Genomic DNA, 20,735 nt, shown 5'->3' on the forward strand with positions numbered 1-20,735 from the left:
GATAAGGAGGAGGCTACTGACATACCGCATTCGCGAGCAAGCCCGCTCCCACAAGGGCAAGCGGCATCTACGTAGTACTACGGATTTATTTATTGACGGCCAGCAGGGATATTGGGCCGGCTCCGAATAGCCGGGGCACACTATAAAAACAATCGCCGCAATCCACTGGATATCGGCAGGAGACATGCAATGACAACCCGTCTGGTTAAACACCTCGCCTGGTTTGCCGTGGCTGTTCTGGGAGCCTGTGCGTTGAGTGTCGTGGCCTTGCGCCGCGGCGAACCGATCAACGCCCTCTGGATCGTCGTCGCAGCCGTGGCGATCTACCTGGTCGCCTACCGCTACTACAGCCTGTTCATCGCCAACAACGTGATGCAACTCGATGCGCGCCGGGCCACACCCGCCGTGCTCAACAACGATGGCCTGGACTTTGTCCCGACCAACAAACACATCCTCTTCGGTCACCACTTCGCTGCCATCGCCGGCGCCGGGCCGCTGGTCGGGCCGGTGTTGGCCGCACAGATGGGCTACCTGCCCGGCACGCTCTGGCTGATCGCCGGCGTGGTGCTGGCCGGGGCGGTGCAGGATTTCATGGTCCTGTTCCTGTCCACCCGCCGCAACGGGCGCTCCCTGGGCGACATGGTGCGCGAGGAAATGGGCCGCATCCCCGGCACCATCGCGCTGTTCGGCTGCTTCCTGATCATGATCATCATCCTCGCGGTGCTGGCGCTGATCGTGGTCAAGGCCCTGGCCGAGAGCCCGTGGGGGATCTTCACGGTGATGGCGACCATCCCGATCGCGATGTTCATGGGCATTTACATGCGCTACATCCGCCCGGGCCGCATCGGCGAGATTTCGATCATCGGTGTGCTGTTGCTGCTCGGTTCGATCTGGCTGGGCGGGCAGATCGCCGCCGATCCGGTCTGGGCCAAGGCCTTCACCTTTACCGGGATCCAGATCACCTGGATGCTGATCGGCTACGGGTTCGTCGCGGCGGTGCTGCCGGTGTGGTTGATCCTGGCGCCGCGTGACTACCTGTCGACCTTCCTCAAGATCGGCACCATCATCGCCCTGGCAATCGGCATCCTGGTCACCATGCCCGAGCTGAAAATGCCGGCGCTGACCCAGTTCACCAACGGCCTGGGGCCGGTGTGGAAGGGTGGGTTGTTCCCGTTCCTGTTCATCACCATCGCCTGTGGCGCGGTCTCGGGTTTCCATGCGCTGATTTCCTCGGGCACCACGCCCAAGCTGCTGGATAACGAAACCAACGCCCGCTACATCGGCTACGGCGGCATGCTCATGGAGTCCTTCGTGGCGATCATGGCCATGGTCGCCGCTTCGGTGATCGAGCCAGGCGTGTACTTCGCCATGAACAGCCCGGCGGCGGTGGTCGGCGGTGACGTGGTGGCGGCTGCGCAAACCATCAGCAGCTGGGGCTTTGCCATCACCCCTGACGCCTTGCAGGCGGTTGCCCGGGACATCGGCGAGACCACCATCCTGGCCCGTGCCGGCGGTGCGCCGACCCTGGCGGTGGGCATCGCGCAGATCCTGCACTCGGTGCTGCCGGGTGAGAACACCATGGCGTTCTGGTACCACTTCGCGATCCTGTTCGAAGCGCTGTTCATCCTCACCGCGGTGGACGCCGGCACCCGTGCCGGGCGGTTCATGCTGCAGGATCTGCTCGGCTCGTTCGTACCGGCCCTCAAGCGCACCGAATCCTGGACCGCGAACCTGATCGCCACCGCCGGTTGCGTGGCGCTGTGGGGCTACCTGCTGTACCAGGGCGTGATCGATCCGCTGGGCGGCATCAACACCTTGTGGCCGCTGTTCGGCATCTCCAACCAGATGCTGGCCGGTATCGCCCTGATGCTCGGCACCGTGGTGCTGATCAAGATGAAGCGCCAGCGCTACGTCTGGGTCACGCTGCTGCCGGCGTCCTGGTTGCTGATCTGCACCACCACGGCGGGCCTGATCAAGCTGTTCGACGCCAACCCGGCGATCGGCTTTTTGGCCCTGGCGCGTAAATACAACGAAGCGCTGGCCGCAGGGCAAGTCCTGGCCCCGGCCAAGAGCATCGAGCAGATGCAGCACGTGGTCTTTAACGCGTACACCAACGCCACGCTGACGGCGCTGTTTCTGTTCGTGGTGCTGAGCATCCTGTTCTACGCGCTCAAGGTCGGCATCGCCGCCTGGGGCACGAAGGAGCGTACGGATAAAGAAGCGCCATTCCAGGCCCTGCCGGACGCCTGACGCGAGGATTGCACGATGTTCAATGACTTGAGTCGCCTCGGTAAATACCTCGGTCAGGCCGCCCGCCTGATGGTCGGCATGCCCGACTACGACACCTACGTCGAGCATATGCAGACCAAACACCCGGACAAGCCGCTGATGGACTACGAAACGTTCTTCCGCGAACGCCAGGAAGCCCGCTACGGTGGCAAGGGCGGGCCGAAGTGCTGTTGAGGCACCGGTTGGGTTGAAACACCCCAACCCTGTGGGAGCGGGCTTGCTCGCGAATACGGCGGGTCAGTTGATGAAGTTGTTGACTGAGCCACCGCCTTCGCGAGCAAGCCCGCTCCCACATTTGGTTTTTGGGCTGGCCTCAAGATTTGCATACGCCACAAATCCCTGTGGGAGCGGGCTTGCCCGCTCCCACATTTGGTTTTGGGCTGGCCTCAAGATTTGCAACGCCACAAATCCCTGTGGGAGCGGGCTTGCCCGCGAAGGCGGTACATCAGCAAAGGCAATGTTGACTGAAAGAAGGGAAGGGCCGCTACGCAGCCCAGCGGGAGCAAGCTCCCTCGCCACGGTGGAGGTCACTCCGCCAACAACACCGCCGCATCGAACCCCACCCGCAAATTGCCCCAATGGCGACCGCCAAAGAAGAACGGGACGTCGATCTCGGTCATGATTTCCCCGGTATCGCGCAGGTAGGTCTGGAGCAGGAAACGCTGGACGTTACCCGCTGCGCGCAGGCCGATGGGGTCGTTGAAGATCCGCTTGTTGCGGCACACCGGCAAATCGACGGCGCGCTCGCCCGTGGGCGGCTTCGACACCCAGCTGTTGTTGACCGGGCAATAGCCCTTGGTGTCGACGATGAACGAAACCTTGCCGCCCGGCGTGCTGCGGGTGAGTTGGTCGCAGGCTTCCTGGCAGACCCGGGCAAACCGCTCGGTATAACCGGTCATGTATTGCTTGGGATCGGTGCCGGGGATCAGTTGGTAGCTCTGGTCAAACAAATTGACGCCTTCGCCTTGCAACGCTTCCAGGCGACCCTGCAGAAGATCCCGGCACTCGCTGGCCCGGCTGATCGCCGCATCCAGCTTGCCATGGCCAAGCACGAACCGGCCCAGCAGCGCCTGGACCTTCTCGGCAACGCCGGACAAGTCACGGGTAGCGGTTGCCGAATGCTGCATGCGCTGATCGATCGACTGGCTGTCGGCGTGGATCTGGGTAACCCGTTCGTTGATCCCCGTGTTGCTATCGGCGAACTGCTGGATATGGTCGGCGATGTCCGCCAGCTTGCCATTGGTGGATTCAAAGTCGCCGATCATGCTCTCGAAATGGCCGGAAGCGCGCTCCACCACCTTCTGGGTTTCCCGGGCGCTGTGGCTGATCTGGGTGGTCTGTTCATGGGTGGAGCTGACTTCCTCGAGCATGGCGTCGATGTTGCGCGAGATATCGTCCGTGGCCCGGCTGACGTTTTGCGCCAGGGTACGCACCTCGTCGGCCACCACCGCAAAGCCCCGACCACTCTCACCGGCACGGGCAGCCTCGATGGCGGCGTTGAGGGCCAGCAGGTTGGTCTGGGCGGAGATCTGCTGGATCAACCCGACGATGGACTTGATGCTGGAGGAGCGCTGGTTCAAGGCGCTCACCAGGGTGGCGAACTCATTGAGGCTGCTGGAAATCTCGCTGATATTGCCGGTCACTTCCAGCAGCTCGGCGTAGGAGTCACGGGCGATGCTCAGGTTCTGCGCGGTGGTACTGGATATGCCCTGGGTCTGGCGCGACACCTCTTCGATGCGTCCGACGGCGGTGTTGCTCTGTTCCATGACTTCCTTGGCGAAGCGTGCCTGGTGCGTGGCACTGTCGCTGGAGTCACTGATGTTCTTCAGCGAGCGCGCCGACTCGACGGCAATGTGCACGGTCAAGGCCTGGACGTTGCTGATGATCTCGCGCTGCTTGGCCAGGAACCGGTTGCAAGTGGCGGCCAGCACGCGGATTTCGTCGTGGGTCACTAGTGGCAGGTCTTTGGACAGATCGCCTTCGCCATTGGCGATCTCTTCCAGGGCGTGGGTCATGGCCGTGACAGGGCGCACAATGAGGTGGCGGAAGTACCAGACCATGAAGCTGACCATGCCCAGCGTCAGCAGCGCGCCGAAGAGCAGGGCGTGGGTGAGCCCGTCGAGCCGGGCTTCGATCTGGCCCAGTAGCGCGGCGTCCAACTGCGCGCTGCGCAATTGCAGGACGATGTCGGCCCGGGCGCTGAGGGCCACCCAATACAGCAGCCCACTGACTGCCACCAGCAGGAAAAGGCTCGACAGCTTTTTGGTGAGCGTATCGAAGAACTGCATTTCGATAGACTCGTACAAGGCCTTTAACGTCTGCATGCCGCTGCTCCTGGGCAAAAAAATCTCTCAATGGAATACATTCGACCGGCAGAGGCAAAGCTTTAGCGGATTGGGCAATTTGATATCACTTAGTGATTGAACCTGCTTTAAAGCAGAGGACCTGTGGGAGCGGGCTTGCTCGCGAAAGGCGGCGGCAGGTTCAACATTGATGCAAACTGACCCGCCCCCTTCGTCGGATCGCCGCCCGGAGCAAGCCCGCTCCCACAAGGGTTTGATGGTGGCCTGTATCCATAGAAATCATTTACTAGGAATCATTCTCAAAGTATATTCGCTCGCATTCACGTCCCCCCACGAGTGCCGCGTCTTGAATCGTTCCACCCCCCTCGCAAACCGCAACGTCTTGATCAAGTGTGTCCTGCCAACCTTGTCTTGCTGTTTAATCGCCAGCCCGTTGTGGGCCCAGGACACTCTCGAACTGCCGGCCACGGACATCCAGGGCAGTCGTGTGACACAGGACGAAGGCTACACGGCGTCGCAAGCCAGCACGGCGAGCAAGAGCGACGTACCGATCAAGGAAGAAGCGCAATCAATCAACGTAGTGACCCAGCAGACCCTGGCGGACTACCAGGTGCGTTCGCTGAACGACGCCATGAAGTTCATCAGCGGCGTCAACCAGGGCAATACCCTGGGCGGCTCGCGGGACTCGCTGGTCAAACGTGGTTTTGGCACCAACGACGACGGCTCGATCCTGCGCGACGGCGTGCGCTCGAACCTGGGGCATAACTTCAGCGCCACCACCGAGCGGGTCGAAGTGCTCAAGGGCCCGGCCTCGATGTTGTACGGCGCGCTGGAGCCCGGCGGCCTGATCAATGTCATCAGCAAGCAGCCTGAGTATGCCCAAAGCACCACCCTGAGCGGCTCCGCCTACAGCGAAGGCGGCGGCACCCTGGCCCTGGACACCACCGGGCCGTTGGGTGATACCGGGCTGGCGTATCGGCTGATCGCCGAGCGCAAGCACGAGGATTACTGGCGCAACTACGGCGTCAATGACAGCACGCTGGTTGCGCCGTCCCTGGCGTGGACCGGGGAGCGTGCTTCGTTGAACCTCAGTTATGAGTACAACGAATATTCCAATCCGTTTGATCGCGGCACGATGTTCCGCAACGGACACCCGGCGGACATCGACTATGACAAACGCCTCGATGAACACTGGGCCAAAAGCCAGGGGATCCGCGAAACGGCCACGGCGCGTTTCGAGTATGAGCTGAGCGACGCCTGGAAAACCCGACTGACCTACGGTTGGAACAATGACCGGTACAGCCTTGCGATTGCGCAGCCTAACACCTTGACGGGCAATCTCCTGAGCCGACGGGCCAACGGTGCTCATTACGATGATGAAACCCGTTTCGCCAGCTGGGACTTCATGGGCAAGCAGGACCTCTTCGGCCAGCGCCATGACCTGTTGATGGGGGTCGATAATCAGGTGTCCGATCAATTCCGCGGCAAAACCTACCGCAATGCTGCCCGCGGCGGCTTCGACATCACATCACCGGTCTACGGCAACCTGCCCGAGCCGAGCCTGGTCAGCGCTGCCGACAGCGACTTGCGCAACGAACTGACCTCCAGCTCCGTTTATATGAAGGACAACTGGCACCTCGACGAACGTTGGATCCTGGTCTTCGGCGGTCGCTACCAGCATTACGACCAATACAGCGACCAAGGCAGGGGCGCCCGCTACAAGGTGAACCGCGACGACAACGGCGATGCCTTCGTGCCGTTCCTCGGCCTGGTCTATAAAGCCACCGACGAGCTGTCGCTGTACGGCAACTACAGCCGCTCCTTCAAGCCGAACGACACCGTGGACGACTCCGGCAATACCTTCGACCCGGAGGAAGGCCGCAGCTACGAAGTCGGGGCCAAGTACGATCCGCTGCCGGGCTTGAACATCAACCTGGCGCTGTTCGACATCGTCAAGAAAAACGTCGTGACATCCTCCACGCTCAACGGTGTGACGCTGTCGGAAGCGGCCGGCAAAGTCGGCTCCCAAGGCCTGGAACTGGACATCACCGGTCGCTTGTCCGAGCGTTGGGACCTGATAGGCACCTACGCCTACACCCACACGGAAATTCTCGACGACCCGGACGACGAAGGCCATCGCCTGGCCGATGCGCCCAAGCACACCGCCAGCCTCTACCTGAGCCACCACCTGAACGTGCCTGCCGAATTCGGCGCCTGGCATGCCGGTGGCGGCGTGCGCTACGTCGGCGAGCGTGCCGCCAACAATGCCAATGACTTCTGGATGAGCAGCTACACCGTGGCGGACGCTTTCGTGCGCTGGGAGTCACCAGTACTCGGGCACAAGACTTCGCTGCAACTGAACGTGGACAATCTGTTCGACAAGCAGTACTACCCGTCCTCGACCGGCAGTCAATTGATGGTAAATGTAGGCGAGCCGCGCACCGCTCGCCTGAGCGCCAGCGTGACGTTCTGATCCGGCGTTCACTTAAGGAAACCACCGGACCCGTGGCGAGGGAGCTTGCTCCCGCTTGAGTGCGCAGCACTCACAGGAATTGGGTTGCAACGCCGTCCAGCGGGAGCAGCCCCTTCGCCACGATGATGAGCGTCGACTGGGGCTAGGCCACCGAGCGGCCATCCAGCGCCTGGGCGCCATCATGCCTGGCGTCGGTTCTCAAGGCATGACACATCTTCAGCGCAGGCCGCTCAATCGCGTAATACGGCACACCGCTCAGCGCGAACGACAGGGGGGGGAATTGTCACATTTGACCTCATCGCCTCAGTCCCACCGCCATCGCGAGCAGGCTCGCACACACACATTGCCGGCAGCTATCGACTTATTCCGTGTATTCACCACGAACCCTATGGGAGCGAGCCTGCCAGCGATGGAAGAACAGCCGAACACCCAATCCACCTTGCTTCCCGAACAACTACTCTCGCGCAGTGAGTATAAATTTCCCCATTTCAGGGCGCCCGACACTTATTGCCCACCATGCTTGCACCGATTCGACTCATGGCGGAAGCGTAGCCAAAAGCAAAAATAAACGTTTCAGCTTCAGTGCAAACCAATGTCGCAAAAATATAAATTAACTTCGCCATGACGCACGTTCACGATGCTTTTTACCGCTTGGGCACGATTCGTCGCGCTTAGGCACAGCCTTTGCTAACGTTTGAAGGGAATACGGTCGGAGCGGCTCGGCACCGGTAGACCCCGCAGGTGCACGCATCCGGACGCAAAGGCCAGACCAGAGACAGATGTCTATCGAGGTGTCCCGCACAAAAACGCACTCATTAAAAAGGCAAGGCCGAACCATTGGAATGACGCAGTGATAAGAAATGCCGTGTAGAACGCGGCTGGGAGTTGGCTATGCCCCACGCTTTTTTTAATGAAATGTACGATGCCAAGGGTGACTGCCGCCCGCATTACCAAGCCTTCTCACGTTGGCTGGCGGACACACCGCCGGAGCTGCTTGAACAACGTCGCCGCGAAGCCGATCTGCTGTTCCATCGAGCCGGTATCACCTTCACCCTGTATGGAGACGAGCAGGGCACCGAGCGGTTGATACCGTTCGACATCATCCCGCGCAGCATCAAGGCCAGTGAATGGCAAATCGTCGAGCGTGGCTGCATCCAGCGAGTCCAGGCCCTGAACATGTTCCTGGCCGACATCTACCACGGCCAACACATCCTCAAGGAAGGGATCATCCCGGCCGAGCAGGTGCTCGCCAACGAGGGTTACCAGATTGCGATGCAGGGCCTGGACCTGCACCGGGGCATCTACGCGCATATCGCCGGGGTCGATCTGGTGCGCGACGGCGATGGCAGCTACTACGTGCTGGAAGACAACCTGCGCACGCCCAGCGGTGTGAGCTACATGCTCGAAGACCGCAAGATGATGATGCGCCTGTTCCCCGAGCTCTTTGCCGCCCAGCGCGTGGCGCCCATCGATCACTACCCGAACCTGCTGCTCGACACGCTCAAGAGCTCCAGCCCCCTGGACAACCCCACTGCCGTGGTCCTGACTCCGGGGCGTTTCAACAGTGCCTATTTCGAGCATGCATTCCTGGCCCGTGAAATGGGCGTGGAGCTGGTGGAGGGTGCCGATCTGTTCGTGCGTGACGACCGGGTCTACATGCGCACCACGGCCGGCCCCCAGCAGGTGGATGTGATTTATCGCCGCCTCGACGACGCCTACCTCGACCCGCTGTCCTTCAACCCCGATTCGATGCTCGGGGTTCCCGGGCTGATCGCCGTCTACCGGGCGGGCAATGTGGTACTGGCGAACGCAGTGGGCACCGGCGTAGCCGACGACAAATCGATCTACCCGTACGTCGACGAGATGATCCGTTTCTACCTCACCGAAGAACCAATCCTGAAGAACGTGCCCACCTGGCAGTGCCGCAAGCCCCAGGACCTGTCCCATGTGCTGGCCAATCTGCCCGACCTGGTGGTCAAGGAAACCCAGGGTTCTGGGGGCTATGGCATGCTGGTCGGGCCGGCGGCCACGGCGGCGGAAATCGAGGAGTTCCGCACGCGCCTCAAGGCCCGTCCCGAAGCCTATATCGCCCAGCCGACCCTGAGCCTGTCGACGTGCCCCACCTTCGTCGAAAGCGGCGTCGCGCCGCGTCACATCGACCTGCGGCCGTTCGTGCTGTCGGGCAAGGAAACGCGCCTGGTGCCCGGCGGGCTGACCCGCGTGGCGTTGCGCGAAGGTTCGCTGGTGGTCAACTCGTCCCAGGGCGGTGGTACCAAAGACACTTGGGTCGTGGAGGACTAAGACATGCTTTCAAGAACCGCTTCGGACCTCTACTGGATGTCCCGCTACCTGGAGCGCGCCGAGAACCTGGCGCGCATGCTCGAAGTCAGTTACTCGCTGTCGTTGATGCCCCAGGCCGGGCGCAGCGACGGCCATGCCGAGTTGGCGATGTCGCTGCTGGCGGCCGGTACGCTGGACGATTACAACGCGCGTTATGACGCGCTGAACAGCGAACGCATGCTGCATTTCTTCGCCCTGGATGAAACCAATCCGGGCAGTATCTACAGCTGCCTGCGCGCGGCGCGGACCAATGCCCACGCGGTGCGCGGGCGGATCACCGCCGACATGTGGGAGAACATCAACGCCACTTGGCTGGAAATGCGCAACATCGCCAGCAACGGCCTGGGTCGCTACGGCATCAGCCATTTCTGTGAATGGGTCAAGGAGCGTTCGCACCTGTTCCGAGGCGCGACGTCGGGCACCATCATGCGCAACGATGCCTACTGTTTCATTCGCCTCGGGACCTTTATCGAGCGAGCGGACAACACTTTGCGGTTGCTGGATGCGCGTTATGAGATGTACGGCGAAGAGTCGGAGGAGGTCAGCGACAATTCGGCGCGCGGCTATTACCAGTGGAGTGCCTTGCTGCGGGCCCTGTCCTCGTTCGAGGCGTTCAACGAGATCTACCGCAACGCGCCGAACGCCGAGCAGGTCTCGGAGATGTTGCTGCTGCGGGCCGACGTGCCGCGTTCGCTGCATGCCTGCATTGAAGAGCTGGATCAGATCCTCGCCAGCCTGCCGGGCAACAACGGCAGGCCGGCGCAACGCCTGGCAGCGGAGCTGAATGCGCGCCTGCGTTATTCGGGGATCGATGAGATCCTGGCGTCGGGCCTGCACCAGTGGCTGACCGAGCTGATCGACCAGATCCGGCATTTGGGCCAGACCGTTCACGATTCCTATCTGGAGGTCGTATGAAACTGTCCATACGCCACGACACGACCTACAGCTATGCCGATGAAGTGTGCACCAGTATCCAGTTCCTGCGCCTGACGCCCCAGGACAGCCAGCGCCAGCGCATCATGCAGTGGCATCTGGAACTGCCGCGGCTGGTGCGCAGCCAGCTCGATCCCTACGGCAATATCCTGCATGTGATGACCGTGGACGAGCCTCACGGCGCCCTGGTGCTGACGGCTTATGGCGAGGTGGAAATCCATCAGTCGGTGGAGATGGAGCCGGATGCCCGGTCGCCGCTGCCGTTCCTGCGCACCAGTCGCCTGACCCAGGCGGATGATGCGCTGAGCGCTTTCGCCGTCGAGCAATGTGGAGCGCGCCGTGATCGTTCGGCGCTTACCGATTTGATGAATGGCCTGGTCGCGCGCATGCCCTATAGCCCAGGCACAACGGACGTCACCACGACAGCCGCCGAGGCGTTTGCCGGTGGCGCAGGCGTTTGCCAGGATCACACCCATGCGTTCCTTGCTTGCGTGCGCAGCCTGGGCATTCCCGCGCGGTATGTTTCCGGTTACCTGTGCACGGATGACGAAAGCCATCTGGCGAGTCACGCCTGGGCCGAAGCCTGGCTGGGCGACGGCTGGTACAGTTTCGACGTGACCAACCGCCTGACCCGTCCCGACCGCCACCTGAAACTGGCGGTCGGCCTGGACTACCTCGACGCCTGCCCTGTACGCGGCATGCGCCGTGGTGGCGGTGCGGAACAGATGCACGCACGGGTGCAGGTGAACTCGATGGTGCAAGTGCAACACCCATAACCCGCGCCTAGGCACACCGCCTCATCGCGAGCAGGCTCGCTCCCACAGTGGGTTTTGGTGTGAATACAAATTTCGTATCCACCTCAAAACCCCTGTGGGAGCGGGTTTACCCGCGAAGGCGGCGCTGCATTCAACATCTTCTTCTCCGACCCACCGCTTTCGCGAGCAAGCCCGCTCCCACAGTGGGTTTTGGTGTGAATACAAATTTCGTATCCGCCTCAAAACCCCTGTGGGAGCGGGTTTACCCGCGAAGGCGGCGGTACATTCAACATCTTCTTCGCTGACACACCGCCATCGCGAGCAGGCTCGCTCCCACAGGAATGGCTCCCACGGGACCTGCTGCCACAGGGGCTGGTGCCAGGCCGGGTCCATCGATCTTCCTCAAAAATGAAGCTTTCATGACAAAAGTTCGGTAGCACATCGCCATTCCCGTCATGCCTGTGTGACGTGTTCGAGGGGCCTGCAAAGGGTCGTTTGGAGCCGGGGCGCGAGGGCGGGAGTGAGGCGATGGGAACTATGGAACGTTATTCGAAAGTGGGCATGCAGGAGCTTGACCAGCGGCTGTCGAAGATCGTCGAGGCGGCGCGCAAGCAGCCTGTCTCGGTGTATCGCTACGGCGCGCCATGGGTCTGGATCGTTTCCCAGGATGACTGGCAGGGCGCGCTCAAGGAAGTGTCCAGCTACATTCCCCAGGGGCATTCGCTGGTGCTGCTGCGTCCGCAGATCGACGACCTGCTCAATGACCATCGCGATGTCTTGCAAGGGCTCAATGCCGACGCCCGGATGCTCATCGCGCCGCAGACCGTCATGCACATCCTCTTGCTGCAGCTGCTCTATTCGGTGCCCAGCGAGCAGCAACTCTACGAACAACTCAACTACAACCTGCTGTTCCGCTGGTTCGTCGGCCTGGACCTGAACCAGAAAGTCTGGAGTTTCAACGTCTTGAGCAAAGACCTCGCCACCCTGCTGGGCGATGCGCGTGCGGTAAGACTCATCCAGAAAATCATCGGTGAAGTGTTCTGTGGCGCCTTGCTGCAAATGCCCGAGTTCTCCTTGAACTTCGCGCTGTTGCACACCTGGCTGGCCCGGCACGCCACGACATCGACTGCAAGCAATTGAGCCGTACTTTGAACTCAGGGGGTGGTGTGGAGCATTTTTTCAAATCGCGGCCGGCGCTGTGGGGCTGGTTGTTGCTGGCGGTCGGGGGGCCGTCGGCGTTTGCAGCCGAAGCCGGGCAGGAGGGCGCCGAACCCGCGGCGCGCCTGGTGGACGTGAACGAGTATTTCGTGCGCGGCAATACCGTGCTCGATGCCCGGGCCATCGAGGAAGCGGTGTACCCGTTCCTCGGTCCACAAAAGGCCTTGAGCGACATCGAAGGCGCCCGGGACGCCTTGCAAAAGGTCTATCAGGCGCGCGGCTATCAATCGGTGTTCGTCGAGTTGCCGGAGCAGAAAGTCGAAGACGGCATTGTCTACCTGCAAGTCAGCGAGACCAAGGTTGGGCGGGTGCGGGTGGTGGGCGCCAAGCATTATTCCCCGGTGGAAATCCGTGAAGACGTGCCGGCCCTCCAGGAAGGCCAGGTGCCCGATTTCGCCCAGGTCCAGACCGAACTGGCGCAGCTGAACAAGACGCCCGGGCGCCAGGTGATGCCGCTGGTGCGCGAAGGGCAACGGCCCGGCACCATGGACGTGGATCTGCAAGTGGAAGACCAGGACCCCTGGCAAGCCAGCCTGGGCCTGAACAACGACTACAGCGCCGACACCGAAAGGCTGCGGACCGTCGCCAGCCTCGGCTACAACAACCTCTGGCAACTGGGCCACAGTGTTTCGCTGACCTTTTTTACCGCGCCCCAGGACACCGAGAATGCCAAGGTCTGGTCCGGTTCCTATACCGCACCGCTGGACGAACGCTGGAGCGTGCAGTTCTCCGGCTACCAGTCCGACAGCAACGTGGCGACCGTTGGCGGCAGCAACGTGCTGGGCAAAGGGCATTCCTATGGGGTTTCGGCGATCTACTCGCTGCCATCGAGTGGCGCCTGGGCCAACACCTTGTCCGCCGGCGTGGACTTCAAGGATTTCGATGAAGAGCTGAGCCTGGGTGGCTCCAGCGACAAGGCGCCGCTCAAGTACGCGCCGTTCACCTTCGCCTATAACGGGCTGCGCTACACCCAGGACAGCCAACTGGGGCTCGGCCTGAGCCTGGTGGCCGGTACTCGCAGCCTGCTGGGCTACGGCAGCTCAGACGAAGATTTCGACTACAAGCGCTACCGCGCCAGCCCCAGCTTCGCCGTGCTCAAGGGCGACGGCAGCTACACCTTTACCTTCGGCAACGATTGGCAGACCGCATCCAAGGCGGCCTTCCAACTGGCCTCCGGACCGCTGGTCTCCAACGAGCAATTTTCCGCCGGCGGCGCGACCTCGGTGCGCGGTTACCTGGCCGCCGAGCGCACTGGCGATGACGGCTACCTGCTGTCCCAGGAACTGCGTACGCCATCCCTCGCCAAGTTTCTTGGCAGCTACGTCCAGGAGTGGCGCTTCTATGCCTTCGCCGAAGGCGCCCAGTTGTACTTGCGCGACGAGCTGCCCGACCAGCAGGCCGACTACAGCCTCGCCAGTGTTGGCCTCGGCACCCGGGCGAGCCTGAGCAAGTGGTTGTCCGGGAGCATCGATTGGGGCCTCCCGCTGCTCGACGGGCCGAATACCTCGAAAAAGGAATCGCGCCTGCACTTCAACCTGCAAGCGACGTTTTGAACCCAGGAGTCATGTCCATGCAACGCTTAATGTTATCCCTGTTGATCTGCCTGGGGCTGGTCCTTCCGGCAACCGCCAATGCCTGGTGGCAGGACGATTGGCACTACCGCAAACAGATTTCGGTGGACACCACCCCCCAGGGCGCGGCCATCGCCCAGGCCCTGGGGCGCACGGCATTGCTGGTGCGCCTGCACACCGGCAACTTCACCTTCGACGGGGTCAAGGAGGACGGCTCGGACCTGCGCTTCGTCAGCGCCGACGACAAGACCGTGTTCAATCACCAGATCGAAAGCTTCGACCCGTTGATGGGCATGGCGCTGATCTGGGTTGATGTGCCGAACGTGGAGGGCGGGCAGCGCCGGGACCTGTGGATGTACTACGGCAACCAGAAGGCGCCGGCCACCGGCAGCGGTCAGCTGACTTTCGATCCGGACTACACCGCGCTGTACCACTTCGACGCCGCGACTGGCGTACCGCCCAAAGACACCACAGCCTATGGCAACAATGCCCAGGGCGCTGTCGGCACCAGCATCGACGGGGTGATCGGTCGCGCCTTGCAGTTCAATGGCCAGCCGCTGCTGTTGCCGGCCAGTCCGTCGTTGCAGCACAACGCCGGTGGCGCGTTCACCTTCAGCATCTGGCTGCGCCAGGACCAGGCCAGTGGCGAGCAGATCATCCTGGCCCGGCATGAAGCCGCCAGCAGCCTGCTGATTGGTGTCAATCAAGGCGTGCCGTTCGTCGCCATCGACGGCCAGCGCGCGGTCTCGACCCAACCGCTGAACCCAGGCCAGTGGCAGCACCTGGCACTGACCGCCTCGGGCGACCGGGTGGTGCTGTACGTCAACGGTCGGGAAACCGCGAGCCTCGCCGTGGCGATGCCGGCGTTCAATTCGCCCGTCGCCTTGGGCGCTGAGATTTCCGCCGGTGCCTACGCGCCGTTCAGCGGCGCCATGGACGAAGCACGCTTGTCCAAGGTCGCCCGCCCGGCGCCGCTGTTGCTCGCCGACGCCAACGCCCAGGGCGCCGAATCGAAACTGGTGGCCTACGGTGTCGATGAAGAACAGTCCGGTTTCGGCTTCGGCAGCCTGGGGTTCCTGCTCAATGCCGTGCCGATGGATGCCTGGGTGATCATCGCGATCCTGGTGCTGATGATGTTCCAGTCGTGGATCATCATGCTGCGCAAGAACCGCATGGTCAGCCGTGTCAGCCGGGCCAACGAGGCGTTCCGCGAACAGTTCGCCCGGATCGGCACGCGCCTGGAAATGTTCGCCGACGACCAGGAACTCGCCCAGCGCCTGCAACATTCGTCGCTGTGGCGTTTGTACCTGGTGGCGGTCAAGGAAATCCGCACCCGCCGCGAGCAGGGTGCTGATACCTCCAGCGTGTCGGCGGCCACCATCGAAGCGATCCGCTGCTCCATGGACGGCGTGCGCACCCGGGAAAACCAGCAGCTCAGTTCGAAACTCTCGACCTTGTCCAACGCCATCGCCGGCGGCCCCTACATCGGCCTGCTCGGTACGGTGCTGGGGATCATGGTGGTGTTCCTCGGCACGGCGATGGCCGGTGACGTGAACATCAACGCCATTGCCCCGGGCATGGCCGCAGCATTGCTCGCCACCGCCATGGGCCTGTTCGTCGCGATCCCCGCGCTGTTCGGCTACAACCGCCTGATCACCCGCAACAAGGAAGTCAGTGCCGATATGCGGGTGTTCGTCGACGAGTTCATCACCCGTCTGGCGGAGTTGCATGGCGAAGGCCAGTCCGGTGAAGCGGCCCAGCGCCGCGACCATCACGCCCAATCGTTCGTACCGGCCTGAGGACATCGCGATGGCTAGCGTAAATGCTTCACACGATGACGACGATGACGCAGCAGTGGACAGCATCAACATCACGCCGCTGGTGGATGTGCTCATGGTGGTGCTGGTGATGTTCATTCTCACCGCCACGGCCCAGGTCTCGGGCATCCAGATCAACCTGCCCAAGGCCAGCGCCTCGGTGTCGTTGTCGGAAGCCAAGACCAAAGCGATCTCGGTGAATGACGGGGGTCAGGTGTTCCTCGATGCCTACCCGGTGACCCTGGCGGAGCTGGAAGAACGCCTGCGTATCGAGAAAGCCCAGAACCCGGACTTCCCGATCATCGTGCGCGGTGACGCCACGGTGCAGTATCAGAAAGTCATCGAAGTGCTGGACCTGTTGCGGCGGCTGGAACTGTCCCAGGTCGGTCTCGTCACCGGCAAACCGAGCCAGGGCTGACCATGACCGCGAAACTTCCAATCAGCCCGCCCCCGGTGAAGTCCGCGCCGCTGCGCCTGCTCAAGTGGGCTGCCGGCCTGGCGCTGGGTGCGGTGGCGGCCTGGCTGCTGTGGCAGTGGGCCAATGACATGAGCGGCGTGCGCCGTGAAGCACCGAAGGTGCCGACCATCATTCCGCTGCCGCCTCCGCCCCCGCCGCCCCCGGAGAAGCCCAAGGAACCGGAGCCCAAGGTCGAGGAGAAAGTGCTCGAGCCAGAGCCGACCCCGAAACCCGAAGAGGTCAAGCCCGAGGAAGAGGCGCCGCCGTCACCGGTCGATGACCTGGCGAACCCGATGCAGATGGACGGCGACGCCCAGGCTGGCAACGACGCCTTCAACATCGGTGCCGGCAAGGGCGGGGGCATGGCCGGGGCAGGGGGCGGGCGCCTCGGTAATGGCACCTACAGCCAGTTCCTGGCCTTCACCTTCCAGCGCTTGCTGCGCGAGAACCCTGAGCTGCGCAGCCTGGCGTTCTCGTTGCAGGCCGACGTCTGGCTCAGTGCGGTGGGCGAGATCACCCGGGTCGAGCTGGTCAAGTCCAGCGGTAACCCGCAGGTGGATGGGCAAGTGATTTCCGCCCTGCGTGCCGCGCCGCATTTGAGCGAACGGCCGCCGGCCTCCCTGACTTTGCCTGTGCGCCTGTCCTTGCAGGGACGGCGTCCGGGTTAACCGAATATTGAAAGTTTGCCAACAGGAGTTGTGTGCAGATGATTTCCAATGTGAATCGATTGTCGTGGGCGGTCGGCCTGGTGGTGCTGGGCCTGGCCGGTCATGCGGCGGCCGCCCCGGCGCCTTCGGAAAACGCCACGATCAATCTGATCCGCTTGCTCGTGCAGCAGGGCGTGTTGAAGCAGGACCAGGCCGATGGCCTGATCGCCCAGGCCGAGCGCGAGGCGGTGCAGGCCCGTCAGGCCTCGGCAGCGGTTGCTGCGGTGCCCGCCGGCGCGCCGGGCGATGTGCGCGTGCAATACGTACCGAATATCGTGCGCGAGCAGATCCGCGATCAGGTCAAGGCTGAAGTCATGGCCACCGCCAAGCAGGAAAACTGGGCCCAGCCCAACACCTTTCCGGACTGGGTCTCGCGCATCAGTTTCGATGGCGACATTCGCCTGCGCGATGAATCGCGCTATTACTCGGGGACCAACAGCAACCAGATCGTCGACTTCGCCCGGCTCAACGACAAGGGCCCGTATGACGTCAACCCCAACAGCAGCTCCAGCCTGCCGCCGTTGCTCAACACCCGCGAAGACCGGGAAAACCTGTTCCGCCTGCGGGCGCGTCTGGGCATGAAAGCCGTGATCGCGCCGCAATGGACCGCCGGTATCCGCATCGGTACAGGCTCGGACAACAACCCGGTGTCCACCACCCAGACCCTGGGCGGCGGCTTCGGCAAGAAGGACATCTGGCTCGACCAGGGTTACCTGACCTGGAAGCCCTCCGATGAACTGACCCTGACCGGCGGGCGCATCGCCAACCCGTTCTTCTCCACCGACCTGTTGTATTCCGGTGACCTGAACTTCGACGGCGTGGCGGCGATTTTCAACCACAAGCTCAACCAGGATTGGGGCCTGTTCGGCACCGTCGGTGCGTTCCCGGTGGAGTACACCAACGACACCAGCACCAGCAATGGCACCGACAAGGAGCAGAGCGACACCAAGTGGCTGTACGGCGCGCAATTGGGCGCCAACTGGGCGATCAACGACAGCAACCGGATCAAGGGCGCAATGGCGTATTACCGCTTCGACGACATCGAAGGCCAGCGTTCTTCGCCGTGCCAGCCGTGGGCCGGTGACCCGGGTTGCGACAGCGACGGTTCGCGCGTGGCGTTCATGCAGAAGGGCAACACGGTGTTCCTGCTGCGCGACATCCTGCCTAACCCCCTCAACCCGTCCACTACGCCACAACCGCAGTTCGTCGGCCTGGCCTCGGAGTTCAACCTGCTGGACCTGAACCTGGCGCTGGACTCCGATCTGCCCGCGGACCTGAAACTGCGCAGCCAGGCGCACTACGTACACAACCTGGGCTATGACGAAGGCGAGATGCGCAAGCGCTCGGCCGGGCAGTTCGCCAACAACCTGGACAGCGACGGCGAGGTGGAAAGCGGCGCCAATGCCTGGATGTTTCAATTCACCCTGGGCAACGCGCTGGAGCTCAAGCGCGAAGGCGACTGGAACCTGTTCGCCGGCTACAAATACATCCAGCCGGACGCCTTGCCGGACGGTTTCAACGATTCGTCCTTCCACCTGGGTGGCACCAATGCCAAGGGCTATTTCCTGGGTGGCAACTACGGCCTGGCGAGCAACGTCTACGCCACCGGTCGCTGGCTGAGTTCCGAAGCGGTGTACGGCGCGCCGTACGACATCGATGTCTTGCAGCTTGAAATCAACACGCGCTTCTAAGCGCAGGGAGGCCTCATGAAAAGGCGAGCCATGAACCCGTATCCCGTCGCGTTGCTGATGCTGGGCCTGCTGGTAAATGCCAGTGCCCATGGCGAGGGCCTGGAGGAGCGCCTGCGGGCGCAATTGCGTAGCACCACCGCGCAGTTGCAGGCCCTGCAAAGCGAACAGGCCCAGGCCAGTGCTGCCCGGCAGGCCGCGCAGAACCAGGCCACCGAAGCCCAGGCGCAGATCAAGCAACTGACCGCGCAATTGAGCAAGGCCCAGGCCTTGAACGAACAGTTGGCCGGGCACCAGCAAAACCTGCAAAGCCAGGCCCAGGCGCAAGTGGCGGCGAGCAACGAACAGATCGGCAAATTCAAGAAAGCCTATGACGAGCTGCTGGCCCTGGCCCGTGGCAAGGAAGCCGAGCGCGCTCGCCTGCAAGCGCAACTGACCGAGCGTGACACACAAGTGCAGCAATGTTCGGTCAAGAATCAACAGATGTACGAAGTCGCCAAGACGCTGCTGCATGCCTACGAAACCATTGATGTGGCTGACGTGATGAAGATCCGCCAGCCGTTCGCCGCCAAGACCCGGGTGCGTTTCGAGGAACTGGCCCAAGGCTTTGGCGATGATCTTTACAAGAACCGTTTCGATGCGCCCCAGGCCTCGATCACTCACTGATTCGCAAGGAAGAATGACATGACTTCAATGGTTGAACAGGTAAGTGCCAAATCCCTGACCGAGCTGTTGCAAGCCGCGGGTTACCGCGTCAACGAAACCGAACAGAACGGCATCGTGCAATTGCTCAGCGCCAGCCAGGGCATCGGTTTCGCCGTGCGTTTCGGCAACCCGGCGGCGACCCCGGGGGACTACATGGACTTTACTTTCAGCTGCGCCCTGCGTGTGCAAGGTGAACTGCCCGCCGGTTTGGCCGAGTTGTGGAACGCCTCGCGCCGTTTTGCCCGGCTGTCGCTGCAGGGCGAGTTCCTGGTGATGGAAATGGACGTGGTGGTCGCCGCCGGCGTGAGCGCCGATCACTTGCGCAGCAACCTCGAGCTCTGGGATCGGCTGTTGCAGGAATTCATCGTGTACCTGCGCGAGTACAGCCAGAACGCCACGCGGATGCAGACCCAGGCCGAGCCTGCCGAGGCCGCGCTGGAAGAGGCGAGCGCATCGTGAAAAAGCCGACCTTCGTCATCAGCGCTGCTGCGCTGGGCCTGGTCGCCACGGCTGTAGTGCTTGGCCTGCGTCCGGGTAGCGATCCGGTGGCGGCTGTGCAGACCGTCAGCGTTGTGTCCGCCGAATCGCCGAGCCTGGCCCGGCTGGGCGCCCAACAGGTCAGCCCTGAGGAGCTCAAGACCTTGCTGGCCTCCCTGGCACCTGAAGTTCGCCAGCAGATGAGTGGCAATCGGGCCGCGCTGGAGGGCTGGATCCGCGCGCGCCTGGCGGAAAAGGCCGTGCTGGAGCAGGCCGATGCCCAGGGTTGGCGCCAACGCCCGGAGGTGGAGCGCCAGACCCGCGCCGCTATTGAGCAGATCGTGTTCCGCGATTATTTACAGTCGGTCAGCCAGGTTCCGGCCGGGTACCCCAGCGAAGAAGAATTGAAGCAGGCCTATGACGCCGGGAAGGCCAACTGGACCGCACCGGCGTTGTACCGCGTCAGCCAGATCTTCCTGGCGGCGACTGAACCGCAGACGGTCGAGGCGGTACGTCGGCAAGCGGTGGAACTGAGCAAGAAGGCCCAGGCCTCGCCAGCCGAGTTCGCTGTGTTGGCGAGCCGTTTCTCCCAGGATCGCACCAGCGCGGAGCGGGGTGGCGACAGCGGTTTCCAGCCGTTGCAGCAGTTGGTTCCGCAGGTGAGGGAGGTGGTCGCGCGTTTGAAAGTCGGCGCGGTGTCGGATCCGGTGCAGAGCGCGGCGGGGTTCCACGTGATCAAACTCACCGAACAGCAACCGGCCCGGGAAGCGACCCTTGATGAAGTCCGCGAGCGCCTGACCCAGGCCCTGCGCGCCCAGCGCCAGGAGCAGATCGCCAAGGCCTACCTGGACGGCATGCTCGACACCGCGACCTTTAGCATCGACGGCGCGCAGCTGAGCAAGGTGCTAGAGGAGGTGCGTTAGTTTCACGCTCCTGATCCCGTGGCGAGGGAGCTTGCTCCCGCTGGGACGGTCCGACGCCTCGGGCGAAGCGGCCCCAATA

16 protein-coding genes are annotated in these 20,735 nt (G+C 62.6%); 15 read left to right on the forward strand and 1 reads right to left on the reverse strand.

What is annotated here, in order from left to right; all coding sequences use genetic code 11:
- Positions 1-189: 189 nt before the first annotated feature.
- Complete coding sequence (locus RGM2987_RS03580; protein ID WP_245138743.1) at positions 190-2,250, forward strand: carbon starvation CstA family protein; 2,061 nt, start codon at positions 190-192, stop codon at positions 2,248-2,250.
- A gap of 15 nt (positions 2,251-2,265) precedes the next feature.
- Positions 2,266-2,463 (forward strand): YbdD/YjiX family protein, encoded by a 198-nt coding sequence (locus RGM2987_RS03585; RefSeq protein ID WP_245138744.1) that lies wholly within the window; start codon positions 2,266-2,268, stop codon positions 2,461-2,463.
- A gap of 353 nt (positions 2,464-2,816) precedes the next feature.
- On the opposite strand, the gene RGM2987_RS03590 is transcribed toward RGM2987_RS03585, so the two are convergent.
- Positions 2,817-4,613: a methyl-accepting chemotaxis protein gene (locus RGM2987_RS03590; protein WP_245138745.1), complete on the reverse strand. Its 1,797-nt coding sequence runs from the start codon at positions 4,611-4,613 to the stop codon at positions 2,817-2,819.
- A 325-nt stretch (positions 4,614-4,938) separates the two neighbouring features.
- Between RGM2987_RS03590 and RGM2987_RS03595 the strand changes: the two genes are divergently transcribed.
- From RGM2987_RS03595 to RGM2987_RS03655, 13 genes are all read left to right on the forward strand, one after another.
- Positions 4,939-7,065 (forward strand): TonB-dependent siderophore receptor, encoded by a 2,127-nt coding sequence (locus tag RGM2987_RS03595; RefSeq protein WP_245138746.1) that lies wholly within the window; start codon positions 4,939-4,941, stop codon positions 7,063-7,065.
- Positions 7,066-7,956: 891 nt separating this feature from the next.
- Entirely contained in the window at positions 7,957-9,366 is a 1,410-nt protein-coding gene (locus RGM2987_RS03600) for a circularly permuted type 2 ATP-grasp protein (protein WP_245138747.1), read from the forward strand.
- Positions 9,367-9,369: 3 nt separating this feature from the next.
- Positions 9,370-10,320 (forward strand): alpha-E domain-containing protein, encoded by a 951-nt coding sequence (locus RGM2987_RS03605; protein ID WP_245138748.1) that lies wholly within the window; start codon positions 9,370-9,372, stop codon positions 10,318-10,320.
- A complete protein-coding gene (locus RGM2987_RS03610; protein ID WP_245138749.1) occupies positions 10,317-11,114 on the forward strand; it encodes a transglutaminase family protein in 798 nt (265 codons plus the stop codon). Before RGM2987_RS03605 ends, RGM2987_RS03610 begins: the two co-directional genes overlap by 4 nt.
- Positions 11,115-11,630: 516 nt before the next feature.
- Positions 11,631-12,233 (forward strand): transposase, encoded by a 603-nt coding sequence (locus RGM2987_RS03615; RefSeq protein WP_245138750.1) that lies wholly within the window; start codon positions 11,631-11,633, stop codon positions 12,231-12,233.
- Positions 12,234-12,259: 26 nt separating this feature from the next.
- Entirely contained in the window at positions 12,260-13,864 is a 1,605-nt protein-coding gene (locus tag RGM2987_RS03620) for a ShlB/FhaC/HecB family hemolysin secretion/activation protein (protein ID WP_245138751.1), read from the forward strand.
- A gap of 17 nt (positions 13,865-13,881) precedes the next feature.
- Complete coding sequence (locus RGM2987_RS03625) at positions 13,882-15,681, forward strand: MotA/TolQ/ExbB proton channel family protein (RefSeq protein WP_245138752.1); 1,800 nt, start codon at positions 13,882-13,884, stop codon at positions 15,679-15,681.
- 10 nt (positions 15,682-15,691) lie between these two features.
- Entirely contained in the window at positions 15,692-16,117 is a 426-nt protein-coding gene (locus RGM2987_RS03630) for a biopolymer transporter ExbD (RefSeq protein ID WP_092348164.1), read from the forward strand.
- Between the two features lie 2 nt (positions 16,118-16,119).
- Positions 16,120-16,824, forward strand: coding sequence for an energy transducer TonB (locus tag RGM2987_RS03635; protein ID WP_245138753.1), 705 nt, complete (start codon positions 16,120-16,122; stop codon positions 16,822-16,824).
- A 38-nt stretch (positions 16,825-16,862) separates the two neighbouring features.
- On the forward strand, positions 16,863-18,554 hold the full coding sequence (locus tag RGM2987_RS03640; RefSeq protein ID WP_245138754.1) for a putative porin: 1,692 nt from the start codon (positions 16,863-16,865) through the stop codon (positions 18,552-18,554).
- Positions 18,555-18,569: 15 nt separating this feature from the next.
- Positions 18,570-19,217: a DNA repair protein gene (locus RGM2987_RS03645; RefSeq protein WP_245138755.1), complete on the forward strand. Its 648-nt coding sequence runs from the start codon at positions 18,570-18,572 to the stop codon at positions 19,215-19,217.
- 18 nt (positions 19,218-19,235) lie between these two features.
- On the forward strand, positions 19,236-19,715 hold the full coding sequence (locus tag RGM2987_RS03650; protein ID WP_245138756.1) for a YbjN domain-containing protein: 480 nt from the start codon (positions 19,236-19,238) through the stop codon (positions 19,713-19,715).
- A complete protein-coding gene (locus tag RGM2987_RS03655; protein ID WP_245138757.1) occupies positions 19,712-20,656 on the forward strand; it encodes a peptidylprolyl isomerase in 945 nt (314 codons plus the stop codon). The genes RGM2987_RS03650 and RGM2987_RS03655 overlap by 4 nt, the downstream gene beginning before the upstream one ends.
- The last annotated feature ends 79 nt before the right edge of the window (positions 20,657-20,735 follow it).

The sequence above is a fragment of the Pseudomonas sp. RGM2987 genome (assembly GCF_022952855.1).
Lineage (GTDB): Bacteria > Pseudomonadota > Gammaproteobacteria > Pseudomonadales > Pseudomonadaceae > Aquipseudomonas.

Coding starts and splice junctions, on each gene's coding strand:
- RGM2987_RS03600 (WP_245138747.1), top strand. CDS start 7,957: ATGCCCCACGCTTTTTTTAATGAAATGTACGATGCCAAGGGTGACTGC.
- RGM2987_RS03590 (WP_245138745.1), bottom strand. CDS start 4,613: ATGCAGACGTTAAAGGCCTTGTACGAGTCTATCGAAATGCAGTTCTTC.
- RGM2987_RS03605 (WP_245138748.1), top strand. CDS start 9,370: ATGCTTTCAAGAACCGCTTCGGACCTCTACTGGATGTCCCGCTACCTG.
- RGM2987_RS03630 (WP_092348164.1), top strand. CDS start 15,692: ATGGCTAGCGTAAATGCTTCACACGATGACGACGATGACGCAGCAGTG.
- RGM2987_RS03615 (WP_245138750.1), top strand. CDS start 11,631: ATGGAACGTTATTCGAAAGTGGGCATGCAGGAGCTTGACCAGCGGCTG.
- RGM2987_RS03580 (WP_245138743.1), top strand. CDS start 190: ATGACAACCCGTCTGGTTAAACACCTCGCCTGGTTTGCCGTGGCTGTT.
- RGM2987_RS03645 (WP_245138755.1), top strand. CDS start 18,570: ATGAAAAGGCGAGCCATGAACCCGTATCCCGTCGCGTTGCTGATGCTG.
- RGM2987_RS03650 (WP_245138756.1), top strand. CDS start 19,236: ATGACTTCAATGGTTGAACAGGTAAGTGCCAAATCCCTGACCGAGCTG.
- RGM2987_RS03635 (WP_245138753.1), top strand. CDS start 16,120: ATGACCGCGAAACTTCCAATCAGCCCGCCCCCGGTGAAGTCCGCGCCG.
- RGM2987_RS03610 (WP_245138749.1), top strand. CDS start 10,317: ATGAAACTGTCCATACGCCACGACACGACCTACAGCTATGCCGATGAA.
- RGM2987_RS03640 (WP_245138754.1), top strand. CDS start 16,863: ATGATTTCCAATGTGAATCGATTGTCGTGGGCGGTCGGCCTGGTGGTG.
- RGM2987_RS03585 (WP_245138744.1), top strand. CDS start 2,266: ATGTTCAATGACTTGAGTCGCCTCGGTAAATACCTCGGTCAGGCCGCC.
- RGM2987_RS03625 (WP_245138752.1), top strand. CDS start 13,882: ATGCAACGCTTAATGTTATCCCTGTTGATCTGCCTGGGGCTGGTCCTT.